Source organism: Anaerospora hongkongensis (assembly GCF_004339805.1).
Lineage (GTDB): Bacteria > Bacillota > Negativicutes > Sporomusales > DSM-15969 > Anaerospora > Anaerospora hongkongensis.
In genome coordinates, this window is record NZ_SLUI01000001.1 from 383965 (window position 1) to 404780 (window position 20816).

Below are 20816 nucleotides of genomic sequence, written 5' to 3' on the forward strand. Positions count from 1 at the left end.
TTTAACGAACCTCCTTGAAATAATCAAGGGTTTTTTGTAAAGATGCTAGATCTTCTACGTTGAGATTCGTTGCATCCTTCGCAATTTTCTTGGTAAAGCCGCAAAGAACCTTGCCCGGACCGACCTCAACAAATTGCGAAGCCCCCTGATTGACGATTTGAGCAACACAATCTTCCCACAAAACAGGATTAGCTGCTTGCTCAACAAGCGAAGCCTTAATTTCTTCACTTGTTTTTATAATTTGACCGTTAATATTGGCTACAACAGGAATGGCGGCATCCTTAACCGTTATCTTGTCAAGTTCGACTGCGAGACGTTGAGCTGCAGGCTGCATCAGGGTACTGTGAAAGGGCGCGCTTACCGGCAGCATAACTGCCCGTTTGGCCCCAGCTGCCTTTAAGAGCTCAACCGCTTTTTCAACAGCAGCGGCCTGTCCGGCAATGACGATTTGTCCTGGGCAATTAAAATTAACAGCCTGAACAGCACCGACTTCCTGTTGCGCTTTTTGACATATTTCGACAACAAGATCACGATCTACCCCTAAAATTGCTGCCATACTGCCTTCACCAAGGGGAACGGCTTCTTGCATAAACTGTCCCCGCTTGCGCACTAAGCGTACAGCATCGGCAAACTCAAGTGAACCTGCAGCTACTAAGGCCGAGTATTCACCCAAACTGTGACCGGCCACAATATCCGGCTCAATGCCATGCTCTTTCAATACCTGATAACAAGCGACACTCATTGTCAAAATAGCAGGCTGCGTGTTATAAGTCTTGCGTAATTCTTCTTCAGGCCCCTCAAAACACAGCTTTGTTATCGAGAACCCTAACGCTTCATCTGCCGAATCAAATACTGCCTTGGCCGATTCAAAGCGTTCATACAGTTCTTTACCCATTCCTACTGTTTGTGATCCCTGACCTGGAAAAACAAATGCTTTTTGACTCATAGTTTCACCCTCTCACTTTGCATCAATATTGGTATTGATACCCGTAATCACCTTTGGTAAACCCTGAATAATTTCATCAAGAATGTCTGCCACTGGCTTAATATCATTAACTAAACCGGCTACTTGACCAACCATAACCGAGCCATGCTGCACATCGCCCTCTCTGGCTGCTATTTTCAGCTTTCCTGCTCCCAGATTATCCAGTTCCTCAGGCGTAGCTCCTTCTTTTTCCATGCGGAAAAATTCTTTTGTCAATTTATTGGCAATAACCCGTACCGGATGCCCGGTAGATAAGCCGGTGACAACTGTAGAGCGCTCTTTGGCCCGTAAAATAGCTTCTTTATAGTTAGGATGTGCGATACATTCGGTGGATGCAACAAAACGTGTGCCGATTTGGACGCCTTGTGCGCCTAATGCAAAAGCAGCAACAATTCCCCGTGCATCACCAATACCACCTGCAGCAATAACGGGTACGGATACGGCATCCACAATTTGAGGTACTAACGCCATGGTTGTAACCTCACCTACGTGGCCGCCGCTTTCCATTCCTTCTGCAATTATTGCATCTACGCCAATTCTTTCTAAACGTTTAGCTAGTGCAACTGAAGCTACGACCGGAATGACCTTGGCCCCAATTTCTTTCAGGCGGGGAATGTATTCGCCCGGATTACCGGCACCGGTTGTCACAACAGGCACCCGTTCATCAATTACAACCTGCATAACGTCTTTGACAAAAGGCGACATCAGCATAATATTGACACCAAAAGGTTTTGTCGTCATCGCTTTTGTCTTTTGAATCTCATTGCGTAAAACGTCTGCAGGCATATGTCCGGCGCCGATTACCCCTAACCCACCGGCATTCGAAACGGCAGCAGCCAGCTCGGCTGTAGCCACCCAAGCCATTCCACCTTGTAAAATGGGATATTTAATATTCAATAATTGGCATAGTTTGCTATTAAACAATAGTTTTATCCTCCTTGCACCATTTTATGACGCAAGAAGCCCATGTTAATCCTGCACCGAACCCGACTAAAACAAGTATGTCATCTTGTTTAATTTGACCTGAATGTAATGCTTCCTCAAGCGCAATAGGAATAGAGGCCGCAGAAGTATTGCCGTATTTATGGACATTGACAAAAACCTTCTCCATGGGCAGCTTCAACCGCTTTGCAGCTGATTGGATGATACGTATATTGGCTTGATGCGGAATAAGTAAATCAACATCAGCGGCAGTCAGCCCGGCATTTGCCAGGGCCGCATTGGCCGCTTCACCCATTACTTTAATGGCAAATTTGAAAACTTCATTCCCATCCATATGCACAAAATGCAATTTTTGGCTGACAGATTCAGCCGAAGCAGGCAACCGTGATCCCCCTGCCGGCAGCTTAAGCAGATCCCCGCCGGAGCCGTCAGCCCCTAAGTTGGCCCCTAGAACACCATAACCTGGAGCCGTTTCTCCCAGAACTACTGCGCCTGCTCCGTCACCAAACAATACACAGGTATTGCGGTCTTCCCAGTTCAGTATTTTGGATAGTGTTTCGGCCCCAATGACCAGAATCTTTTTGTACAGGCCTGCTTTAATAAACTGAGTGCCGGTAACAAGTCCATAGACAAAACCTGAGCAGCCCGCCGCCAAATCAAAAGCAGCAGCTTTGGTTGCCTTCAGATTATTTTGTACCAGACAAGCTACCGAAGGGAAAAACATATCCGGAGTAGCGGTTGCTACAATAATCAAATCAATATCAGCCGCGTCAACTCCGGCATCAGCCAAAGCTTTTTGCGCCGCACCTGTTGCAAGATCAGAGGTAGCTGTAGCAGCATCGGCAATACGCCGTTCCCGTATGCCTGTCCTGTCAACGATCCAGTCGTCAGATGTCTCAACGATTGCTTCTAAATCCTTGTTGGTAAGAATTTTATCCGGCACACAACTGCCAATTCCTAAAATACCGACACTTCTGTCATTCGTTGTCATTGGTAACAATTCCCTCCTTAGCAATACTGTCTCGAATATGCTCTATCACTTTTTGTTCCACTATTTCATGCGCTACGCGGATGGCATTTTTGATTGCCTTTGCTTTGGAACTGCCGTGGCAGATAATAAAGCCACCATCGACACCCAGCAAAGGTGCTCCACCGTATTCGGCATAATCCAGCTTCTTCTTTAAGCCCTTGAGCGCCGGCAAAACCGCCAGCGAAGCAATCTTTGTCAAGAACCCGCTGCCTTTTATCGCTTCTTTAATAAGCTGCATAATAGCACTGGCAAGTCCTTCGCCAAGCTTTAATACCACATTGCCGACAAAACCATCACAAACAACGACATCTACCGTACCTTTCGGGATGTCGCGGCCTTCAACATTACCGATAAAATTAATTGTCGTAAGCTGCTTTAATAGCGGGAAAGTTGTCAGCGTCTGCTCGTTTCCTTTGGTTTCCTCTTCCCCGATATTTAGCAGACCGACTCTAGGCTTTGCTATCCCCAGCACATATTCGGAGTATATGGAACCCATTACCGCACTTTGCACAAGATGCTTGGGTTTACAGTCAACATTTGCTCCTGAGTCAAGCAAAATCGTCGTCCCCGTTAAATTGGGGATTGGCGTAGCAATGGTCGGCCGGGCTACACCCTTGATCCGCCCCAGGCCAAACATGGCTGCCGCTACCGCGGCGCCCGTACTGCCTGCCGCCACTACCGCATCACATACCCCTTCTTTAACCAATCGCGTTGCTACAACAATCGACGCATCTTTTTTCTTACGCACCGACACGCCTGGATGTTCATCCATATCGATGGTTTGGCTCGCATGATAAACACTGATGCGATCGCTTACAATCCCATCTTGCTTTTGCAGTAAGGGATTAATTCTATTTTCATCGCCAACAAGCACGACATCCAGATCGTATTCCTTAACAGCTTCAATTGCGCCTAAGACAATCTCTTCAGGTGCAAAATCGCCGCCCATTGCATCAACAGCAATCTTCATACATTCTCCCCTCGTTAGTCCAGTGACGCCATAATAAACTTGGCCCGAAATACTTCTTGCGTTTCATTCCTAGTTTTAACCCAAACAAAATATTTATTGCCCCGTTTTTTCATTACTTCTGCTTTTGCGACTAACTTTTCCCCCAGATGTACTGAAATCTTATATTTTATATTAGCAACACCGGTGACTGCCGCAGGTGCGTCAATAACCGCAAGTGCCAAAGAGTTTGCTTGCGCATAAATGTAGTGAGCTCTTACTACTTTCGTTTTTTCCAAAACCATTTCCGGTGTTACAGTAAGAATCGAAATACCGCTTTTCCCCAAATCCAAATCAATCAGCTCACCAATAACATCGCCGCTGGCAATCGCTTTCAACTTGGTCTGTGCCTCTTCTGCCATAGCCTTAACGCGCTCACGCAGTTCCGGTATTCCTAATTCCAGGCGATCCAAACGAATAGTTTGAACGCTGACATCCAGAAAAACCGCCAGTTCTTCATCGGTTAGAAAAGGGCTATTATGTAGTTTTTCCTTCAGCCGTTCCTGCCTAATCTTCTTTTGGATTCGCGCCATAACTCTACCACCTATTTTTATAAGCAAGTAATAATACCAAATGCTAATCAATATTATAACACCAGATAGTAAAAATTCAAGTCAAATCACGAAAAAATAAAAAGTGAGCTGGTAAGGGATATAATCGCCCTTATCATGCTCACCATACGCCATTTTATTCAGCTGCTGCTTTCACAACTTCTTTGCCCTTATAATACCCACACTCGGGACATACACGATGAGGCATTTTCTTTTCGTGGCATTGAGTGCATTCAACTAAACCAGGAATAGTCAATTTCCAGTTAGCACGACGTTTGTCACGACGAGCCTTGGACATTTTACGCTTTGGTACTGCCATTAGTATCCACCTCCTTAACAAGACAATTGCAAGACATGTAATATCGGATTATGATTTCGTTTGCAACAGTTTCTGAAGCACTGCCAATCGAGGATCAACAGAGTCTCTGTCGCAGGAACAGGCGGTTGCATTCAAATTTGTGCCGCAAACGGGACATAACCCTTTGCATTCTTCTTTACACACAATTTTAAGCGGCTCGGCAAGCAAGATGCTTTCACGAACCAAATCAGTAATATCAATTTCATCGCCCTCATAGAAAAGAGCATCTTCGCCTTCTGCCTCAGAACCGGCTGCCAGATAATTCTCTGAAAAAGCAACCTCAATATCGGTGCAGAACTGTTCCAAACAACGACCGCAGCTATACGTTCCGGATGTCTTGATAACACCTTGAACTTCTAGAACACGACCGGTATTTGTTAGTTGACCTGCAACGGTAATGGCATTTCCTTTCCACGGAACATCCTCATCAAAGCCAAGTTCGTCACTGCAAGCGGCAAATTGAAACTGATACGTACTGCCAATCTCCTGTTTGGCCTGGGCAATATTTATTTTCATCTTTTTCCACCTCGACCTTAATCTATTATAGCCACGCCATTATGGTTTGTCAAGAAATTCGAGGCTTCGCCAAATAAAGAGCAGCAACACAAATTTTCAAAAATAAAGGGCGGCAAATGCCGCCCTTGTTTTAGCTAGATTAAGCTGCCGCAAATCGCTTTCGTATCGCGGGCAATAACCAGCTCTTCGTTTGTCGGAATAACGAAGATTTTCACCTTGGCTCCGTCTACGCTGATTTCCTGCGCTTTGCCACGAACGTTATTTTTAGTATGGTCAATGCGCGTTCCCAGGTATTCCAGACCATTACAAATTTTATCCCGCATTTCAATGGAGTTTTCACCCAGTCCGGCAGTGAAAACAATGGCATCAACGCCACCCATGGATGCTACATAACCGCCAACATATTTGCGTACTTTATAGGCAAATACATCTAATGCCAGCTGGGCTCTTTCATTTCCTTCACCGGCTGCATCTTCAATATCCCTAAAGTCACTGGAAACCCCGGAAATACCGAGTACACCCGACTTTTTATTGAGATATTCATCCATTTGATCAGGAGACATTCCTTCTTTCTTCATTAGAAAAGGAATGATTGCCGGATCAATTTCGCCGCAGCGTGTTCCCATAACCAGACCTTCTAAAGGAGTAAAGCCCATGCTGGTATCAATTGCTTTACCATATTTAATCGCTGCCAAACTGGAGCCGTTGCCCAAATGGCAGGTAATAATCCGCAGGTTGCTCATATGCTGCCCCATCATTTCAGCTGCTCTTTGGGACACATATTTGTGTGAGGTTCCATGGAAGCCATAACGGCGGACGCCGTATTTTTCATACGCTTCATAGGGAAGGCCATAGAGGAAAGCAGCTTTCGGCATTGTCTGGTGGAAGGCAGTATCAAATACCCCTACTTGAGGAACGCCAGGCATAAGTTCTGCGCAGGCATTAATACCCAGAATGTTAGGTGGATTGTGGAGCGGAGCCATTTCAATGCACTCTTCCAGCGCCCGCATAACGTCAGGAGTAATTAATACGGAGTCGGCAAACTTTTCACCACCATGGACTACGCGGTGGCCTACGGCTACAATCTCCTTCATGCTGGCAATAACACCATGATTGGCATCAGCCAATGCTTCCAGCACTAATTTAATCCCGACACTATGGTTGCTGATATCACCGGTAATGACCACTTTATCTTTACCAGCAGGCTGATGAGTCAGGACAGCTCCTTCCAGACCAATTCTTTCTACCAACCCTTTGGCAAGTACACTCTCGTCACTCATATTAAATAACTGGTATTTAATCGACGAGCTTCCACAGTTGACAACTAAAACTTTCATGAACTGTATTTCCCCCTTATTCCTTCGTCAGACAAACATCCGATAGTTTATTACAAAATTTTATCTTCGACACTTCTATTATTTTCCCTTCCGTTTAAAATAAGTATTACCGCTTTATCAAAATGTTGTAAAATATAGATAAATGTGTCTATTCAGCAGAAAATGAAACTTATTAAACAGCAGGTGCAACCATGAAACTAACTGGTATTATTGCCGAATATAATCCATTTCATAACGGACATGCCTTTCATATTGACAGAGCCCGTGAACTGACCAACTGTACCCACGTTATCGCTGTCATGAGCGGCCAATTTGTCCAGCGGGGCGAAGCCGCTATGTTTGATAAATGGTCCCGCGCCGAAATGGCCGTGGCCTCAGGCGTCGATCTTGTCATCGAACTGCCTTTTGCTTTTGCAGTCCGCAGCGCTCAGTTTTTTGCCACAGGCAGCGTACGGCTGCTTGCAGCGCTGGGTGTCCAATATCTCTGCTTCGGCGCTGAACAAGCTGATCTAGAAAGGCTGTCTGCCGCTGCAAATGCATTCGGGCAGCCCGATACTGCCGAAGTCTTTCGTACCAGCATTCAAGCAGGACTGCCTTATGCCAAAGCTTTATCCAATGCCGTAGCCGCGCAAACGGGACTCGCGTCAGATTTCTTGCTGACGCCAAATAATATTCTGGCTATTGAGTATCTCCGGGCTATACGGCACTGGGCGCCAGAGATGATTCCCGCTGCAGTTGCCCGTGAACAAGCCGCCTACCATCAGCCGGTCATCTCTGGGCCGATTGCCAGTGCCACCGCCATCCGCAGTGCCCTGCTAACACACAAGGCACTGATCCCCGAAATTAAGGCCGCCTTGCCCGAGAGCAGCCTCGCTGTGCTTCACCGCCAGCTCAACATTCAAAAAGGTCCTGTAGCGGCTAATTTCTTCGGTGATATGTTATTAGCGAAGCTCCGCACCCTTCCACTGAGTCAACTGGAAGCAGTCCCCGAAGTTACGGAAGGACTGCACTATAAAATTCAATCCTGTGCTCTTCAGGCAACCAGCCTGGAAACACTGCTGACATCGATAAAAAGCAAGCGCTATACCCGGACACGGCTGCAGCGCATTGCTGTCCACACGTTACTGGGGACCACCAAGCACGCTTTAGCACACTTTGATGCTGCTGGTCCGCTTTATGCAAGGGTCCTGGCCTTTAACAGCAAAGGGCAGGAAATTCTGCGTCACCTGAAGCAGAATGCTCAGCTGCCTCTCATTACCAAAACAACGAAAACGTTGGACAGCCAGCGGCGAAATTCCGCCAGCCTCTCGCTGCTTCAGCAAATGCTTGCCTTAGATACAGTAGCCAGTGATATCTATTCCTTAGGTTATCCTAATCCTGAATTTCGAATTGGTGGTCTTGACTTTCTGCACTCTCCCAGCTTTCTTCCCTGATATTGTCGTCTAAAATCCGTTTAATTTCCGGTAATAGTGCCTCTGCAGCCTGCTCTCCCAGTGCGACGCATTCGTCAATAGCTTCAAATGAGCTTGGTGAGAGATGGGCTACATTGGGCCTGATCAGCACGTCGCATTCTTCCTGACGCTGCTTAAACATCTGCCTTTCCATAATATTGATAGCCTGGATAATAACGTCAAACAGATTGGTAATCGGGCCTGTTTCGCCTCGGTGCGCCAAATCGACAGCAATGACAAAATCCGCCCCCATCTTACGGGCTATATCGATCGGTGTCGGATTGAGTACCGCTCCATCAACATACATAATATCTCCCAGCTGATACGGTACAAACACTCCTGGAACAGACACACTTGCCCTAACAGCAGTTGCCACATCACCTTCGGTAAAAACCACTTCCTTCCCATTGCCCAGATCTGTGGCAATAACCGCCAGCGGCGTGGCTAACTCTTCAAATTGTTTTTGCTTTGTCAGCAGCCTTAGCATTGCCAGTACGCGGTCACCCGATATGATCCCCATTTTCGGAATGACAAAATCGATCCAGTGCCGCCGCTTCAAGTGCTTAGCGAGCTTATATATGGTTTCCGAATCAAGACCTGCGCAGTGCAAGGCCCCAATCAAACTGCCGATGCTGCAGCCGGCAACATAGTCAATCGGGATATTCTCCCGTTCCAGTACGCGTAAAACGCCAACATGCGCAAGCCCCCTAAGGCCTCCCGCACCAAGAGCTAAACCAATCTTGGGTCTCATAATACCCTCCTTTGGAAATTGTTTAAGTAGTTATATTACCTCTGTCTCCTCATATATATAGTAACAGACGCCTGGCAAAGGAGGAGATTATTTTTATGAGTGGCTGGAGCAAGGGAAGAAACTACCGTTCCCGCTTTCTAACATATTGTATGGCCTTTTGCATCTTATTTATCACAGTTGCAATGGTCAAATATCCAAAAGAAGCTTTCGACTCGGCCATTATGGGACTGAATTTGTGGTGGAATGTAGTTTTCCCCTCTTTGCTCCCTTTTTTCATTCTATCCGAAATTTTAATGGGCTTTGGCATTGTCCACTTTATTGGAGTACTGCTGGAACCGTTGATGCGTCCGATTTTTAATGTTCCCGGTGTCGGAGCTTTTGCCATGTCAATGGGCCTTGCTTCCGGCTATCCGATGGACGCCGTCATCACCTGTAAATTCCGCCAGAGCCAGCTATGCACTGCCGTGGAGGCAGAACGCCTTCTCTCCTTTACGAATACCGCAGATCCCTTGTTTATGTTTGGCGCTGTGGCAGTCGGTATGTTTGCCATGCCAGAACTGGGTCCCACCATTGCCCTTGCTCATTATCTTGCGAGCTTCTTAGTTGGCATTATCTTTCGGTTTCACGGGCGAAGCCGCGATCAGCTGGAGATCACCAGCCAGAAAAAAAACCAGGTGAATATTATCGTCCGGGCTTTTCGGGCACTCTATAAAGCCCGGCAGGAAGATAAACGCTCGCTAGGTCAATTACTGGGAGACTCCGTCAAAACGTCAATGAATACCATCTTACTCATTGGCGGATTTATTATATTGTTTTCCGTATTCTTGCGTATTATTTCCGTCATTGGCTTAACTGACATATTCACTGCCTTTTTTTCATTCTGGCTGCACCTTATTGGGCTGAGTACCTCTCTGGCCCCCGCTTTGGTAAGCGGTTTATTCGAACTGGATATTGGCTCCATGGTAGCAAGCCAGGCAGATGCACCGCTTGCGCAAAGAGTTGCCATTGCCAGTGCCATTATCGCCTGGAGCGGCTTATCCGTTCACGGACAGGTAGCAAGTATTGTTATTGAATCCGGCATTCGTATGGGGCCTTACATGGTGGCACGTTTTCTCCACGCCGTCTTTGCAGCTGTTCTTACCTTTTTGCTGCTCGGTCCAGCCCAGGAAGTCACAAAGTCTTTAATAGTCCCCACCGCTTATACCATCAGCAGTGCAAACTCCTGGACCTCGTGGGCCTCCAGAACGGAACAGGTTTTCTATCAGTTTTTATTGCTGTTTGGTATATTAATTATGCTGTCCATTGCCCTCAATTTAATTAAAACGCTTTATTCTTATGCGAAAAGCTGAATCATATTAGCAAAAAACCCGGTGCACCTTCCAAGTGAAGTGACACCGGGTTTCTTTTATTCTACGATCTCTTTAATGACAACTTGCTCAGCCTTATCAACAGCTGCTAATTGGACACTAACAATTTCCTTGCGTGATGTTGGCACATTCTTACCGACATAATCAGCACGAATCGGCAATTCCCGATGACCGCGGTCAACCAGGACTGCCAATTGAATGACTTCCGGACGGCCAATATCAACGATAGCATCAAGAGCCGCTCGCGCAGTGCGGCCCGTATACAAGACATCATCTACCAGAATAATTTTTTTGCCATTAATATCTACAGCAATCTGTGTTTCATGAACAATCGGCTGATGCCCCAGCGTGGATAGATCATCCCGGTATAAGGTAATATCCAAAATTCCTACGGGTACCTGAATGCCCTCAATGCCTTCAATTTCGGCCGCTAAGCGCTCCGCTAACGGTACGCCCCGGGTCCTGACACCTACCAGCACCACATCCTGAACCCCTTTATTCTTTTCAATGATCTCGTGCGCGACACGAATAATTGCCCTGCGAATAGCCTGAGCGTCCATAATCACCGTTTTGTCGGCAAAAACCGTCATCTTTCATTCTCCCCTCTTTACTTGACTCTTCGTAAACTGGTAATAATCGTTTCCATATCGGCCGGCAATGGTGCAGAAAAACACATTTTCTCGCCGGTAACAGGATGGGAAAGCGATAGCTGTGCAGAATGGAGCGCTTGCCCATTAATACTGAAATGCTGCTTTTCCGGTCCATATTTAGGATCGCCCACAACCGGATGACCTATATGAGCCATATGTACCCGGATTTGATGAGTACGCCCCGTTTCCAGCTTGCATTCTACTACCGTATAATTGCCAAACCGTTCGACTGTCTTAAAGTTGGTAATTGCCGTTTTACTATTGGCAAACACAACAGCCATTTTTTTTCTATCCACAGGATGCCTGCCGATTGGCGCATTAATTACACCCTGTTCTTCTTTAATGTTGCCATGGACGATAGCAATATATTTACGACTGGCCTGACGATCTTTTATCTGCAAGGCCAGATTAAGATGCGCCTGGTCAGTTTTGGCGGCAACCATCACCCCGGAAGTATCTTTATCCAGACGATGAACAATCCCCGGGCGAATTACCCCGTTAATGCCCGATAAATCCCGGCAGTGTTCCAAGAGCGCATTAACCAGTGTCCCGCTGTAGTTTCCCGCCGCAGGATGAACAACCATACCACGCGGTTTATTGATAATAATCATATGATTATCTTCATATACAACGGACAAAGGAATGGCTTCAGCCTTGATTTCAGCTGGCTGCACTTCAGGCAATATCACTTTGACACAATCATTGCAGGCCATTTTATAATTAGCTTTTACGATTTTCGCGTTTACCCAAACCTGGCCTGCAGCTATGATTTTCTGCACATGGGAACGGGATATTCCCATATGCTGTGCCAGATAAATATCAATCCGTTGGTTTTCTTCTGTTTCTGAAACCTGCAGACAATACTGCTTTTCCGTGGTCAATTTGTCTCATCCTTTTTCTCAGCAATAAATAGCAAGGTATAAATAATGCATGACACGCCAACAACAATCGCTATGTCGGCAATATTGAATATTGGCCAGATACGAAAATCAAAAAAATCTACTACATGACCAGTTTGAATCCGGTCAATAACATTGCCGACGGCGCCGCCCATCATCAGGCCGGTTCCTAGCCTGAGCAGTCTCATGTTAGCAGGAATACGCGGGTATAAATACACTACGGCACCAATCATCAGCAGACCGACGATTACAAAAAATGTCCTTTGGTTTTCCAATATTCCAAAAGCCGCACCTGGATTCAAAATATAAGTTAAATGAAAAACTGAAGGAATCAGTGGAATAGACATTCCCAGGCTCATATGCGTTTGCACATAATATTTAGACCATTGATCAATGACGACAACTGCCATTGCCAATATTAATATCGGCACATATCTTCGCTCCCATCCAAAATAAAACTAATTCGGTTAGCGGGCTTCCTGCTGCAATCCTGCAAGCAGCATATGGCCGCAGCATGCATTAGTAGCCACAGGAACATTATGAACATCGCACACTCTCAGCAGCGCCGTTATATCCGGTTCATGAGGCTGTGCTGTCAGCGGATCACGCAAGAAAATAACAAAATCAATCGCTTGGCTGGCAATTAGTGCCCCAATCTGCATATCTCCGCCCAGCGGTCCGGATAAATAAGTCGTAACTTCCAGGCCTGTTTTTTCCCGAATGAGTTTGCCGGTAGTAGCAGTCGCCACCAGTTTGTGTTTTTGCAAAACAGACAAATGCTCTTCAACAAATAATACCATTTCTTCTTTCTTCCGGTCATGAGCAATTAGTGCAATTGTTTTCAATTTTTTCACCTGCTTTCCTGGTATTATTTACATGATACTCAATATTTTTGCAAACGTAAAGAAGCGCAGCTCGCTGCTGCGCCTAAACTTTATGTTTTACTCTATCCAAACGGCTTTTTGGATACAAAAAGCCAATCTGCAGAAAAAGTTTCGCGCACCTATTTGTAATCCATACTGCTATAACATGCCTCAATTCCGCTATTTCTAAGCATTGCTCATAACCAGCTGACAAGCATTATCTTTACGGCGGTTATTTTCGCTCTCACAAAAAAATAATAAGTCCAGCATAAGGCTGGACTTATTATTTATTCGCCGGGGCTGATGGCTCCTACGGGGCACACAGCTGCGCATGAACCACAGTCGATGCACTGTTCATCAATGTTGTATTGGGCATCACCTTCGGAGATCGCACCTACGGGACAAACCGAAGCACATGCGCCGCACTTAATACAGTCGCTATTAATTATGTACATTTGGCTAATTCACCCCCCATATTTTGTTAACTATATTATAACATAAACTGCCAATGAACAGTGATAAAAAAAATATTGTTCACGACATTATTAATATCGCAGATATTCTACTTTTTATCCCGTTACGACTCCTCATCATTCTGAGAAAAAAAATATTTTTCCAGTCTATCCCGATAATAATAGGCAGTTATGCCCAATATCATAAGCAAAGACGTTACTGTGACCGTTGCCCGCAAGCTGCGGGTTAGATTTTGCCCGATAAAGGAATACAAAACAATAGCAGGTGTCTGTCCGACTCCGGTTGCGACGGCAAAGCGGCTAAACGGCATTTGGGTCAGCCCTGCGCCATAACTGATTACCTTAAAAGGAACAATTGGCGTTAAGCGGGTAATAAACACAGCTAAAACACCATTCTTTTTAAAAAAACCATCTGCTTTATCCAGCATTTTTCCATTAATGAATCTCTCGACCACCGGCCTGCCATACCAGCGGGCAATCCCAAAATCAATAGTAGCCCCTAACAGCGCGCCAATCCAGGAATAACATGCGCCTAATTCCCAGCCAAATATCCAGGCATTTGTAATGGTAATGGCAATTCCCGGAACAAATGGAACCATGGATTGAATCGCCATTAAGGAAATACTGGTGACAGGAGCCCAAACACCGTAAGAGAGGATAAATTGCCGCAAACCCTCAAAATTTCTAAGCCGCAGGTAGGCTACTCCACTCGAGATAAATTCCTGTATCCCCGGCAAATAAAAATAGGCGGCAAGAGCCAGTGCTAACACGCCTATTTTCACTACATAAGATTTAGTCGTTGCCGGATCTGACACTAAGCTCCCTCCCTCATTACCATACTTTCATTATAGCAATGCCAGGTACTGCACAAAAGCAAAATATATCGGCCTACAAAGAAACGCAAAACCAAGCACGGCTAGCGCTCGGTTTTGTTTTCAACAGCGTTAGTATTTTGGGGAATGGCATCGGTCTTCTCTACAATGCCCTGATGTTCATTACTATTGGGAAAGAGAGCTTTGTAATCATATGACCCCGGAATATCCTGCGGTGAATCAGAACTGCCGAATTTCAGCACAGCCTGCAAGGCATCTTCGCCGTCAAACCCTACTGCTTCCGTTTCACTCTGATCCATAAATGTCCGTTGAAAAGGCGGCTCCAGTATAGCCTCTTCCAGGGGACGCGGTATTGGTCTGACATCATCTGCCGCCTGCTGACACTGGATACACAGTGCTGCCGAAGGCATTGCTTCTAAGCGTTCAAGGGGAATATGCTCACCGCATCCCTCACATACTCCATACGTACCATTATCCGCTTTGGCAAGAGCGGCCTCTACCTTTTCCAGCAAAACATGAGCATTGTCCCGTAACGCAACGTCTTTGCTGCGCTCAAACAACTCATCACCGATATCTGCCGGATGATTGTCATACACGGAAAGCTCACCTACCGAATAGGAGAGGGTATCACCCAGTCCCCCTTCTTCGAGAGCGTCAATTTCTTCCATCAATCTCTTTTTTTCATTTTGCAGCTGCTTAACAAACGCTTCTACTTTTTCCTGCTTCAAAGGCTGCTCACTCCCAGTCAATAATCTAAAATGTTCCACCATTTTTGCTTTCAACAATACGAATGATATCGGCAATAAAATTCCCTATGCCGGGAATATTAAGCAGAATTAACTGCCGGAGCCCTTCAATCATCAGCGCAAACACAAGCGTTGCACCTATTGCAATCCCTAAGCCCCGGGATATTCCCGCCACAAAATTAATAAAAATCAGCCGGGCCGGTTTTTCCAGGAGTTCCATATATTGGGCTACACGCATCGCTTCCAGCTGTCTGACTAGTTTTTCCAGCTGAACAGCCATAAATTCAGCCTGCTTAAACTCTTTATCCATGCAATCGGCCTCCACTTCACCTAGTATCTCCGCTACCGGCAAAAAAAATCAAGCCGTTAAAAAGTCATGACAACTTTTTAACGGCTTGATTGCTATTTACGCTTTAAGAACGCCGGCACAACGTTCACATAAAGTGCCATGCTCAGAGTCTTCACCAATTGTATCACTGTAAATCCAGCACCGTTCACATTTTTCTCCCTGCGCAGGAGTTACCACTACTGCCAGCGGCAATTCCGCGGAGCGGTAGGCATTGTCCGGAGCCTGCTGCACCCCTTGTTTCACATTGGCCTTCGAAACAATGAGAAGTGTAGCAAGTTCTTCACCCAGGGCATTCAGTTGCTCATAAACGTCATCGGAAGCATAGATAGCAATTGCGGCATCAAGTGAATGTCCGATTACTTTCGTACGGCGAGCCTGCTCCAGCGCCTTGGTTAGCTCACTGCGAACAGTTAATAATTTGTTCCATTTGTCCTCAAGCTGCTTATCTAAATATTCACTGCGGGCCGCTGGCCAGTCAGCCAATTGAATGCTTTCAGGATTTCCAGCCACTTTCGGCATATGCTGCCAAACCTCTTCCGCCGAGAAGGTCAGTACAGGCGAAACAAGCCGCACCAGTGTATCCAGTATCTCGTACATTGCCGTCTGAGCGGCACGCCGCTCGACAGAATCGGGTTTAGCCGTATAAACACGGTCTTTGAGAATATCCAGATAAATAGAGCTTAAATCAATTGCACAAAAGTTGTGTACCGTATGATATAAGGTATGGAATTCATAGGCATCATACGCCTGTGTTACTTTTTCCCGTACCTGCTCCAGGCGAAGCAGTGCCCACCGGTCAATTTCCAACAGACGATCATAGGAAACCCGGTCTGTTCCCGGATTAAAATCGGCTAAGTTACCGAGGATATACCGGAAAGTATTGCGGATTTTACGGTACACCTCTGACATTTGTTTCAAAATATCATTGGAAATACGGATATCCGCCTTGTAATCCGCCGAAGCAACCCACAATCTCAGAATATCTGCTCCGTATTGCTTGATTACATCTTGGGGGTAAATAGTATTCCCCACGGATTTGGACATTTTGCGGCCTTCACCGTCAACTACGAAGCCATGGGTAAGCACGGCATTGTAAGGCGCACGCCCACGGGTAGCCACTGAAGTTAAGAGGGAAGACTGGAACCAGCCGCGATGCTGATCACTGCCTTCTAAATACAAATCAGCAGGCCACTTAAGGGCAGGATTGGTTTCCAATACGGCAGCGTGACTTGAGCCGCTGTCAAACCAGACATCCATAATATCCGTTTCTTTGCGGAATTCTGTGTGACTGCAATGCGGGCAGCTAAAGCCTGCAGGCAATATTTCCGCTGCTGATTTGGCCCACCAGGCATCAGAGCCTTCCACTTTAAACAAATCGGAAACGGCCGTTATGGTCGCATCATTGATAATGTGCTCGTTGCATTTTGTGCAATAGAAAATCGGAATGGGAAGTCCCCACACCCGCTGCCGCGATATGCACCAATCCTGCCGGTCACGAACCATATTCCGGATGCGTTCTTCACCCCACTCGGGAATCCACTGGACTTCTTCAATTGCCTTCAGCGCAGCATCACGGAAGCCATCGACTGATGCAAACCATTGTTCAGTTGCCCGGTAGATAATCGGATTTTTGCAGCGCCAGCAGTGAGCATATTGATGCTTGACCGAACCTTTGCCAAGCAGCATAGACCGTTCTGCCAGTTCTTTAATGACCGGAACATTGGCGTCATGCACCAAGAGGCCCTCAAATTTGCCGCCTTCAGCGGTGAAGCGTCCCGCATGATCAACCGGATTAATGATCGGCAAGCCGTATTTCATGCCCACTTCAAAGTCTTCCTGGCCATGTCCGGGGGCAGTGTGCACGCAGCCCGTCCCTTGTTCCAGCGTAACATGATCGCCAAGTACAATAGGAGACTCGCGTTCAATGAACGGATGAGAAAAAATCATTCCTTCCAGATCGGCGCCTTTTAGTTTTGCTAGAATTGTATACTCCTCGATCTTCGCCGCCTTCATGACAGACTCCGCCAAACCGGCAGCCAGCAGATAGATCTCCTGACCGGCTTGTACCCAGACATACTCCAGCTCGGGATTAACGCAAATCGCAACATTAGCAGGCATTGTCCAGGGGGTCGTCGTCCAGATTACGGCAAAAACCTGTTCAGGATTCACTCCCACCGGCAAATTGCCTTTGTCATCAATCACTGGAAACTTAACATAGATGGAGTGGGACTTTTTCTCAGCATACTCAATTTCGGCTTCAGCCAGGGCAGTCTCACAAGAGGTACACCAATAAACCGACTTAAGTCCTTTATAGATATAGCCCTGTTTAGCCATTTCACCAAAAACTTTTATTTGTTTGGCTTCATATTCCGGGTACAGCGTGACATAAGGATTTTCCCAATCACCGCTGACACCCAGCCGCTTAAAATCTTCCCGCTGCATATCCAGGCATTTCAACGCATACTGTTTGCACTCACGGCGTAAATCCAGCGGATTTAACTCGTGGCGGTTAAGTCCCAGAATCTTGATTGCCGCATGCTCGATCGGCAGTCCGTGTGTGTCCCAGCCGGGCACATAGGGCGCTTCGAAGCCCTGAAGCGACTTATACTTAACAATGATATCCTTGAGAATTTTATTTAATGCGGTTCCAATATGGATATTTCCATTCGCATAGGGCGGTCCGTCGTGTAGAACAAATTTAGCTTTACCTTGGTTGCGCGCTACTTTCTTTGCATAAATATTTTCATCAGACCAGTAAGACAGCATTTGCGGTTCCCGTTCAGGCAAATTAGCCCGCATCGGAAACTCAGTCTGGGGCAGATTAAGGGTTTTACTATAATCCAAAAAAGACACCTCCAAAATAAATACCTCTCATCCCTAGTAAGGGACGAGAGGTTTGTTCCCGTGGTACCACCCTAATGACAAAAGTCACTCGTGTAACGGATAACGGTCGTTACCGGCAAAGCCTGGCTGCCGAATTTGCAGTTCAGCTTGCAGTTCAGGAGTGATATTCGCTGCAAACGTTCACCGGACTTCCACCAAATCTCCGGCTCGCTGTAGAACAGATATTGTAACTACTGGCTCCCTCATAACTCTTCGTTGCTATACTCTTATTTATTATACTGAGCCAGATAAAGGAAGTCAAATCGAGTCCGTCAATTTTCCTCTTCCTGACTTGTCTTCAGCATTTCCATCTGCGCTTGTATCAGCGTCAGCATACGTGTTCTATACACACTGGTTTGCTTCTTTAAGTCATCGTATTCGCTAAGAGCACGCCGTACTTTAAGAGTCGCCTCATCTACCAGCTTTTGCGCCCTGATTTCGCCTTCCTTCATCAGCAGCTCGCTTTCTTTCTTGGCATTGAGCTTGACTTCTTCAGCAGTTTCCTGGGCAATAACCAGCGTATTATGCAAGGTATTCTCCATGTGCTGATAATGTTCCAGTTTGCTGTTAATCCGCTCCAACGTTTCCTTCAATTCCATATTGTCGCGGTACAACTGCTCATAATCTTTTATAACACGATCTAGAAATTCATCGACTTCTTCTTCACTGTAACCCCGGAAACTGCGCTTAAACTCTTTATTATGGATATCTAAAGGTGTTAGCATTTCTCCTGCCTCCCCTGCATGCTGACTTACAAAAATCGCCTCAATAAGAGGCTGATCCTGCCTTTACGAGTCTGTCCGATAATTTCGCATACTTCTACCCGGCCTCGCCCCCGCATAGAAATGATGTCACCTGCTTTAACCGTTTGCGACGCGCTTTTCGCTTGCTGCCAATTGACCTTCACCTTGTCTGCCTCTATTTCCGAAGTCATTTTAGTACGCGAAATGCCAAACCCGACTGCTGCGACCGTATCGAGCCTGAGAGAAGCTACCGTTGACCGGATCTCTTTCATCTTCTCTTCACGCGGTTCAATAGCCGTTAGTTCAACTACCTGTATACTTACAGGCGCAGCAGCTACTTTCAGTAAATTCTGGGTGATATAGGTCGCTATTGTTGTATCGGCAATAATATGGCAGCTATCACCTTTTAAAATAATATCGCCAAACAGTTCTCTTTTTACGCCCAGACTCATGAGTGCCCCTAATATATCCCTGTGCCCGAGCTGGTGATGCCGGCCGTCCCAGGTAACAGCCAGGGCAGTGATGGCAAAATCTATCCTGCCGGGAAAATCAGGCTCGGCAAAAACGACACGTACCCTTTCTGCTCCGTTATATCCACCCTCGCTCTGTAAAGCAAGTCCCGGATAATGGGCAGCAATCGTTTCGGCAATACTATAACCATAAGGATCAAGAAATTCGCTAACCCGGTATTTCCGGCTGCGAAGGGCATTATCGGCCAGATCAATCAGCTTTGCAGCCAGTTCTGCATCACCGCTGGAGCGATAATATCGGATAATCTTTTCTCTTTCGCTCACTTACGTTTCCCCATTTCACGAGACCTTTCACAAGCAACAGCTACAGCATCACTGAGTGCAGCCCTTACTCCCCGTTGTTCCATCACATGAATGCCGGCTATTGTCGTTCCTCCGGGAGACGTGACGGCATCGCGCAATTTGGCAGGATGCTCCCCTGTTTCCAACACCATTTTCGCAGCACCCAGCAATGTCTGCGCGGCTAACAGGATCGACATCTGCCGCGGCAGTCCTACTCTTACGCCAGCATCTGCCAGTGCATCAATCAATACAAAGGCATAGCCCGGTCCACTGCCGGAGAGTCCCGTTACGGCATCCATTAACTCTTCACCAGCCATAACCGTCTTGCCAACGGCATTAAATAAAGCTGCCGCCTTCTCCCCATGCTCCGAACAGGAGCGGCTGCCGAGCGCAAGCACTGACATCCCTTCACCAACTGCCACAGGCGTATTGGGCATAACCCGGATAATCGGATTATTGGGTAGTTTTTCCTCCAATGCGGCCAGCCGGACTCCGGCTGCTACGGAAACGACAATTGTCTGCGGTAAGATAGCCTTGGCAATTGTGGTTAATAAAGGTTCTACGACATTTGGTTTTACAGTTAGAAATAAAATATCGGCTTTCGCCGCAAGCAGCTGGCTATCGGCAATGGCTGTCACCCCATAAGAAGCCTCTAAGAATGCACGCCTGTTCTCATTAACATCATTCACCAGAATTTGCGCCGGCTGTAACAAACCTGCCTGCAAAATCCCGCGAATTAACGCTTCGGCAATTGCACCACCGCCGATAAATCCAACGTATTGATTAGTAAACATATGACCTCCTGAGCATCACTTACGGTTTGTTAATCCATGGCAAGAAAGCCTTGTCCACTCCCTCTTCACGTGAACTATAAGCTACGTCCACATTATTAGGAGCACATAGGAAAATATCATGCCCAATTTTTTGGATATTTCCTCCTAAAGCATAGGTTGTCCCACTTATGAAATCAATCATGCGTTTCGCTACATCTTTGTCTGTGTTTTCAAAGTTCACCACAACAGGTTTTCTGTTTTTTAAATGATCAGCCACATGCTGGGCATCATCGAAGGAAAAGGGCTCCACGACCATTACTTTGATTTGCTTTTGCTGCTGAGCTGTCGGCAAATTCACAATATTGCTTGCAGCTGACTTTTTCAGTTTATTTTCCGCCGCCGGCTCATCCACAGGTTTTGTTTTTTCTTCTTCTACTTCCGTTTCAAATAAGCCAATACTTCCCCAGACTTTTTCCATAAATTTCATAGTCTTTCCTC

24 protein-coding genes and 1 other annotated feature are annotated in these 20816 nt (G+C 46.4%); of the genes, 2 read left to right on the forward strand and 22 right to left on the reverse strand.

The genetic code is table 11. The features are described 5' to 3' along the window. Window position 1 precedes the first annotated feature (1 nt). The 8 genes from fabD to EV210_RS02090 all read right to left on the reverse strand — a co-directional run bounded on the left by fabD (window position 2) and on the right by EV210_RS02090 (window position 6725). Window positions 2–946, reverse strand: coding sequence for an ACP S-malonyltransferase (gene fabD, locus EV210_RS02055; protein ID WP_132074809.1), 945 nt, complete (start codon window positions 944–946; stop codon window positions 2–4). A 12-nt stretch (window positions 947–958) separates the two neighbouring features. After that, window positions 959–1849: an enoyl-[acyl-carrier-protein] reductase FabK gene (gene fabK, locus EV210_RS02060; protein WP_243650399.1), complete on the reverse strand. Its 891-nt coding sequence runs from the start codon at window positions 1847–1849 to the stop codon at window positions 959–961. A gap of 52 nt (window positions 1850–1901) precedes the next feature. Then, entirely contained in the window at window positions 1902–2918 is a 1017-nt protein-coding gene (locus tag EV210_RS02065) for a beta-ketoacyl-ACP synthase III (protein ID WP_132074815.1), read from the reverse strand. Further along, window positions 2905–3927 (reverse strand): phosphate acyltransferase PlsX, encoded by a 1023-nt coding sequence (plsX, locus tag EV210_RS02070; RefSeq protein WP_132074818.1) that lies wholly within the window; start codon window positions 3925–3927, stop codon window positions 2905–2907. The genes EV210_RS02065 and plsX overlap by 14 nt, the downstream gene beginning before the upstream one ends. Window positions 3928–3941: 14 nt before the next feature. Then, window positions 3942–4496: a transcription factor FapR gene (fapR, locus tag EV210_RS02075; RefSeq protein ID WP_132074821.1), complete on the reverse strand. Its 555-nt coding sequence runs from the start codon at window positions 4494–4496 to the stop codon at window positions 3942–3944. A 154-nt stretch (window positions 4497–4650) separates the two neighbouring features. Continuing rightward, a complete protein-coding gene (gene rpmF / locus EV210_RS02080) occupies window positions 4651–4833 on the reverse strand; it encodes a 50S ribosomal protein L32 (protein WP_132074824.1) in 183 nt (60 codons plus the stop codon). A gap of 48 nt (window positions 4834–4881) precedes the next feature. After that, on the reverse strand, window positions 4882–5388 hold the full coding sequence (locus EV210_RS02085; RefSeq protein WP_132074827.1) for a YceD family protein: 507 nt from the start codon (window positions 5386–5388) through the stop codon (window positions 4882–4884). 134 nt (window positions 5389–5522) lie between these two features. Next, on the reverse strand, window positions 5523–6725 hold the full coding sequence (locus EV210_RS02090; protein WP_132074830.1) for an acetate/propionate family kinase: 1203 nt from the start codon (window positions 6723–6725) through the stop codon (window positions 5523–5525). Between the two features lie 191 nt (window positions 6726–6916). On the opposite strand from EV210_RS02090, the gene EV210_RS02095 reads away from it, so the two are divergent. Continuing rightward, window positions 6917–8158, forward strand: a complete 1242-nt coding sequence (locus tag EV210_RS02095; RefSeq protein ID WP_132074833.1) for a nucleotidyltransferase — start codon at window positions 6917–6919, stop codon at window positions 8156–8158. Here the strand turns inward: EV210_RS02095 and EV210_RS02100 are convergent. Continuing rightward, window positions 8097–8927: a patatin-like phospholipase family protein gene (locus EV210_RS02100; RefSeq protein ID WP_132074836.1), complete on the reverse strand. Its 831-nt coding sequence runs from the start codon at window positions 8925–8927 to the stop codon at window positions 8097–8099. The genes EV210_RS02095 and EV210_RS02100 overlap by 62 nt on opposite strands. 95 nt (window positions 8928–9022) lie before the next feature. Between EV210_RS02100 and ylbJ the strand changes: the two genes are divergently transcribed. Next, window positions 9023–10276, forward strand: a complete 1254-nt coding sequence (ylbJ, locus tag EV210_RS02105) for a sporulation integral membrane protein YlbJ (RefSeq protein ID WP_132074839.1) — start codon at window positions 9023–9025, stop codon at window positions 10274–10276. A gap of 56 nt (window positions 10277–10332) precedes the next feature. Here the strand turns inward: ylbJ and pyrR are convergent, their stop codons facing one another. From pyrR to EV210_RS02170, 13 genes are all read right to left on the reverse strand, one after another. Further along, entirely contained in the window at window positions 10333–10884 is a 552-nt protein-coding gene (gene pyrR, locus EV210_RS02110) for a bifunctional pyr operon transcriptional regulator/uracil phosphoribosyltransferase PyrR (protein WP_132074843.1), read from the reverse strand. Between the two features lie 17 nt (window positions 10885–10901). Beyond that, window positions 10902–11825 carry an RluA family pseudouridine synthase gene (locus EV210_RS02115; RefSeq protein ID WP_279388468.1) on the reverse strand — a complete coding sequence of 308 codons (924 nt, stop codon included), beginning with the start codon at window positions 11823–11825 and terminating at the stop codon, window positions 10902–10904. Further along, window positions 11822–12274 carry a signal peptidase II gene (gene lspA / locus EV210_RS02120; RefSeq protein ID WP_132074846.1) on the reverse strand — a complete coding sequence of 151 codons (453 nt, stop codon included), beginning with the start codon at window positions 12272–12274 and terminating at the stop codon, window positions 11822–11824. Before lspA ends, EV210_RS02115 begins: the two co-directional genes overlap by 4 nt. 36 nt (window positions 12275–12310) lie before the next feature. Beyond that, window positions 12311–12688, reverse strand: coding sequence for a methylglyoxal synthase (locus EV210_RS02125; protein WP_132074849.1), 378 nt, complete (start codon window positions 12686–12688; stop codon window positions 12311–12313). A 305-nt stretch (window positions 12689–12993) separates the two neighbouring features. Beyond that, window positions 12994–13161, reverse strand: a complete 168-nt coding sequence (locus tag EV210_RS02130; protein ID WP_132074853.1) for a DUF362 domain-containing protein — start codon at window positions 13159–13161, stop codon at window positions 12994–12996. A 122-nt stretch (window positions 13162–13283) separates the two neighbouring features. Beyond that, window positions 13284–13994, reverse strand: coding sequence for a TVP38/TMEM64 family protein (locus EV210_RS02135; RefSeq protein WP_132074856.1), 711 nt, complete (start codon window positions 13992–13994; stop codon window positions 13284–13286). A gap of 101 nt (window positions 13995–14095) precedes the next feature. Beyond that, a complete protein-coding gene (locus tag EV210_RS02140) occupies window positions 14096–14740 on the reverse strand; it encodes a TraR/DksA C4-type zinc finger protein (protein WP_243650396.1) in 645 nt (214 codons plus the stop codon). A 25-nt stretch (window positions 14741–14765) separates the two neighbouring features. Beyond that, window positions 14766–15068: a DUF5665 domain-containing protein gene (locus EV210_RS02145; RefSeq protein ID WP_132074862.1), complete on the reverse strand. Its 303-nt coding sequence runs from the start codon at window positions 15066–15068 to the stop codon at window positions 14766–14768. Between the two features lie 96 nt (window positions 15069–15164). Further along, a complete protein-coding gene (ileS, locus tag EV210_RS02150; RefSeq protein WP_132074865.1) occupies window positions 15165–17951 on the reverse strand; it encodes an isoleucine--tRNA ligase in 2787 nt (928 codons plus the stop codon). Between the two features lie 36 nt (window positions 17952–17987). Next, window positions 17988–18206, reverse strand: a binding site (T-box leader). 56 nt (window positions 18207–18262) lie between these two features. Continuing rightward, complete coding sequence (locus tag EV210_RS02155) at window positions 18263–18715, reverse strand: DivIVA domain-containing protein (protein WP_132074868.1); 453 nt, start codon at window positions 18713–18715, stop codon at window positions 18263–18265. Window positions 18716–18741: 26 nt separating this feature from the next. Further along, entirely contained in the window at window positions 18742–19527 is a 786-nt protein-coding gene (locus EV210_RS02160; protein ID WP_132074871.1) for a YlmH family RNA-binding protein, read from the reverse strand. Beyond that, window positions 19524–20339 carry a pyrroline-5-carboxylate reductase gene (gene proC / locus EV210_RS02165; protein WP_132074874.1) on the reverse strand — a complete coding sequence of 272 codons (816 nt, stop codon included), beginning with the start codon at window positions 20337–20339 and terminating at the stop codon, window positions 19524–19526. The genes EV210_RS02160 and proC overlap by 4 nt, the downstream gene beginning before the upstream one ends. Window positions 20340–20358: 19 nt before the next feature. Beyond that, window positions 20359–20805, reverse strand: coding sequence for a cell division protein SepF (locus EV210_RS02170; RefSeq protein ID WP_132074877.1), 447 nt, complete (start codon window positions 20803–20805; stop codon window positions 20359–20361). Window positions 20806–20816: the final 11 nt, after the last annotated feature.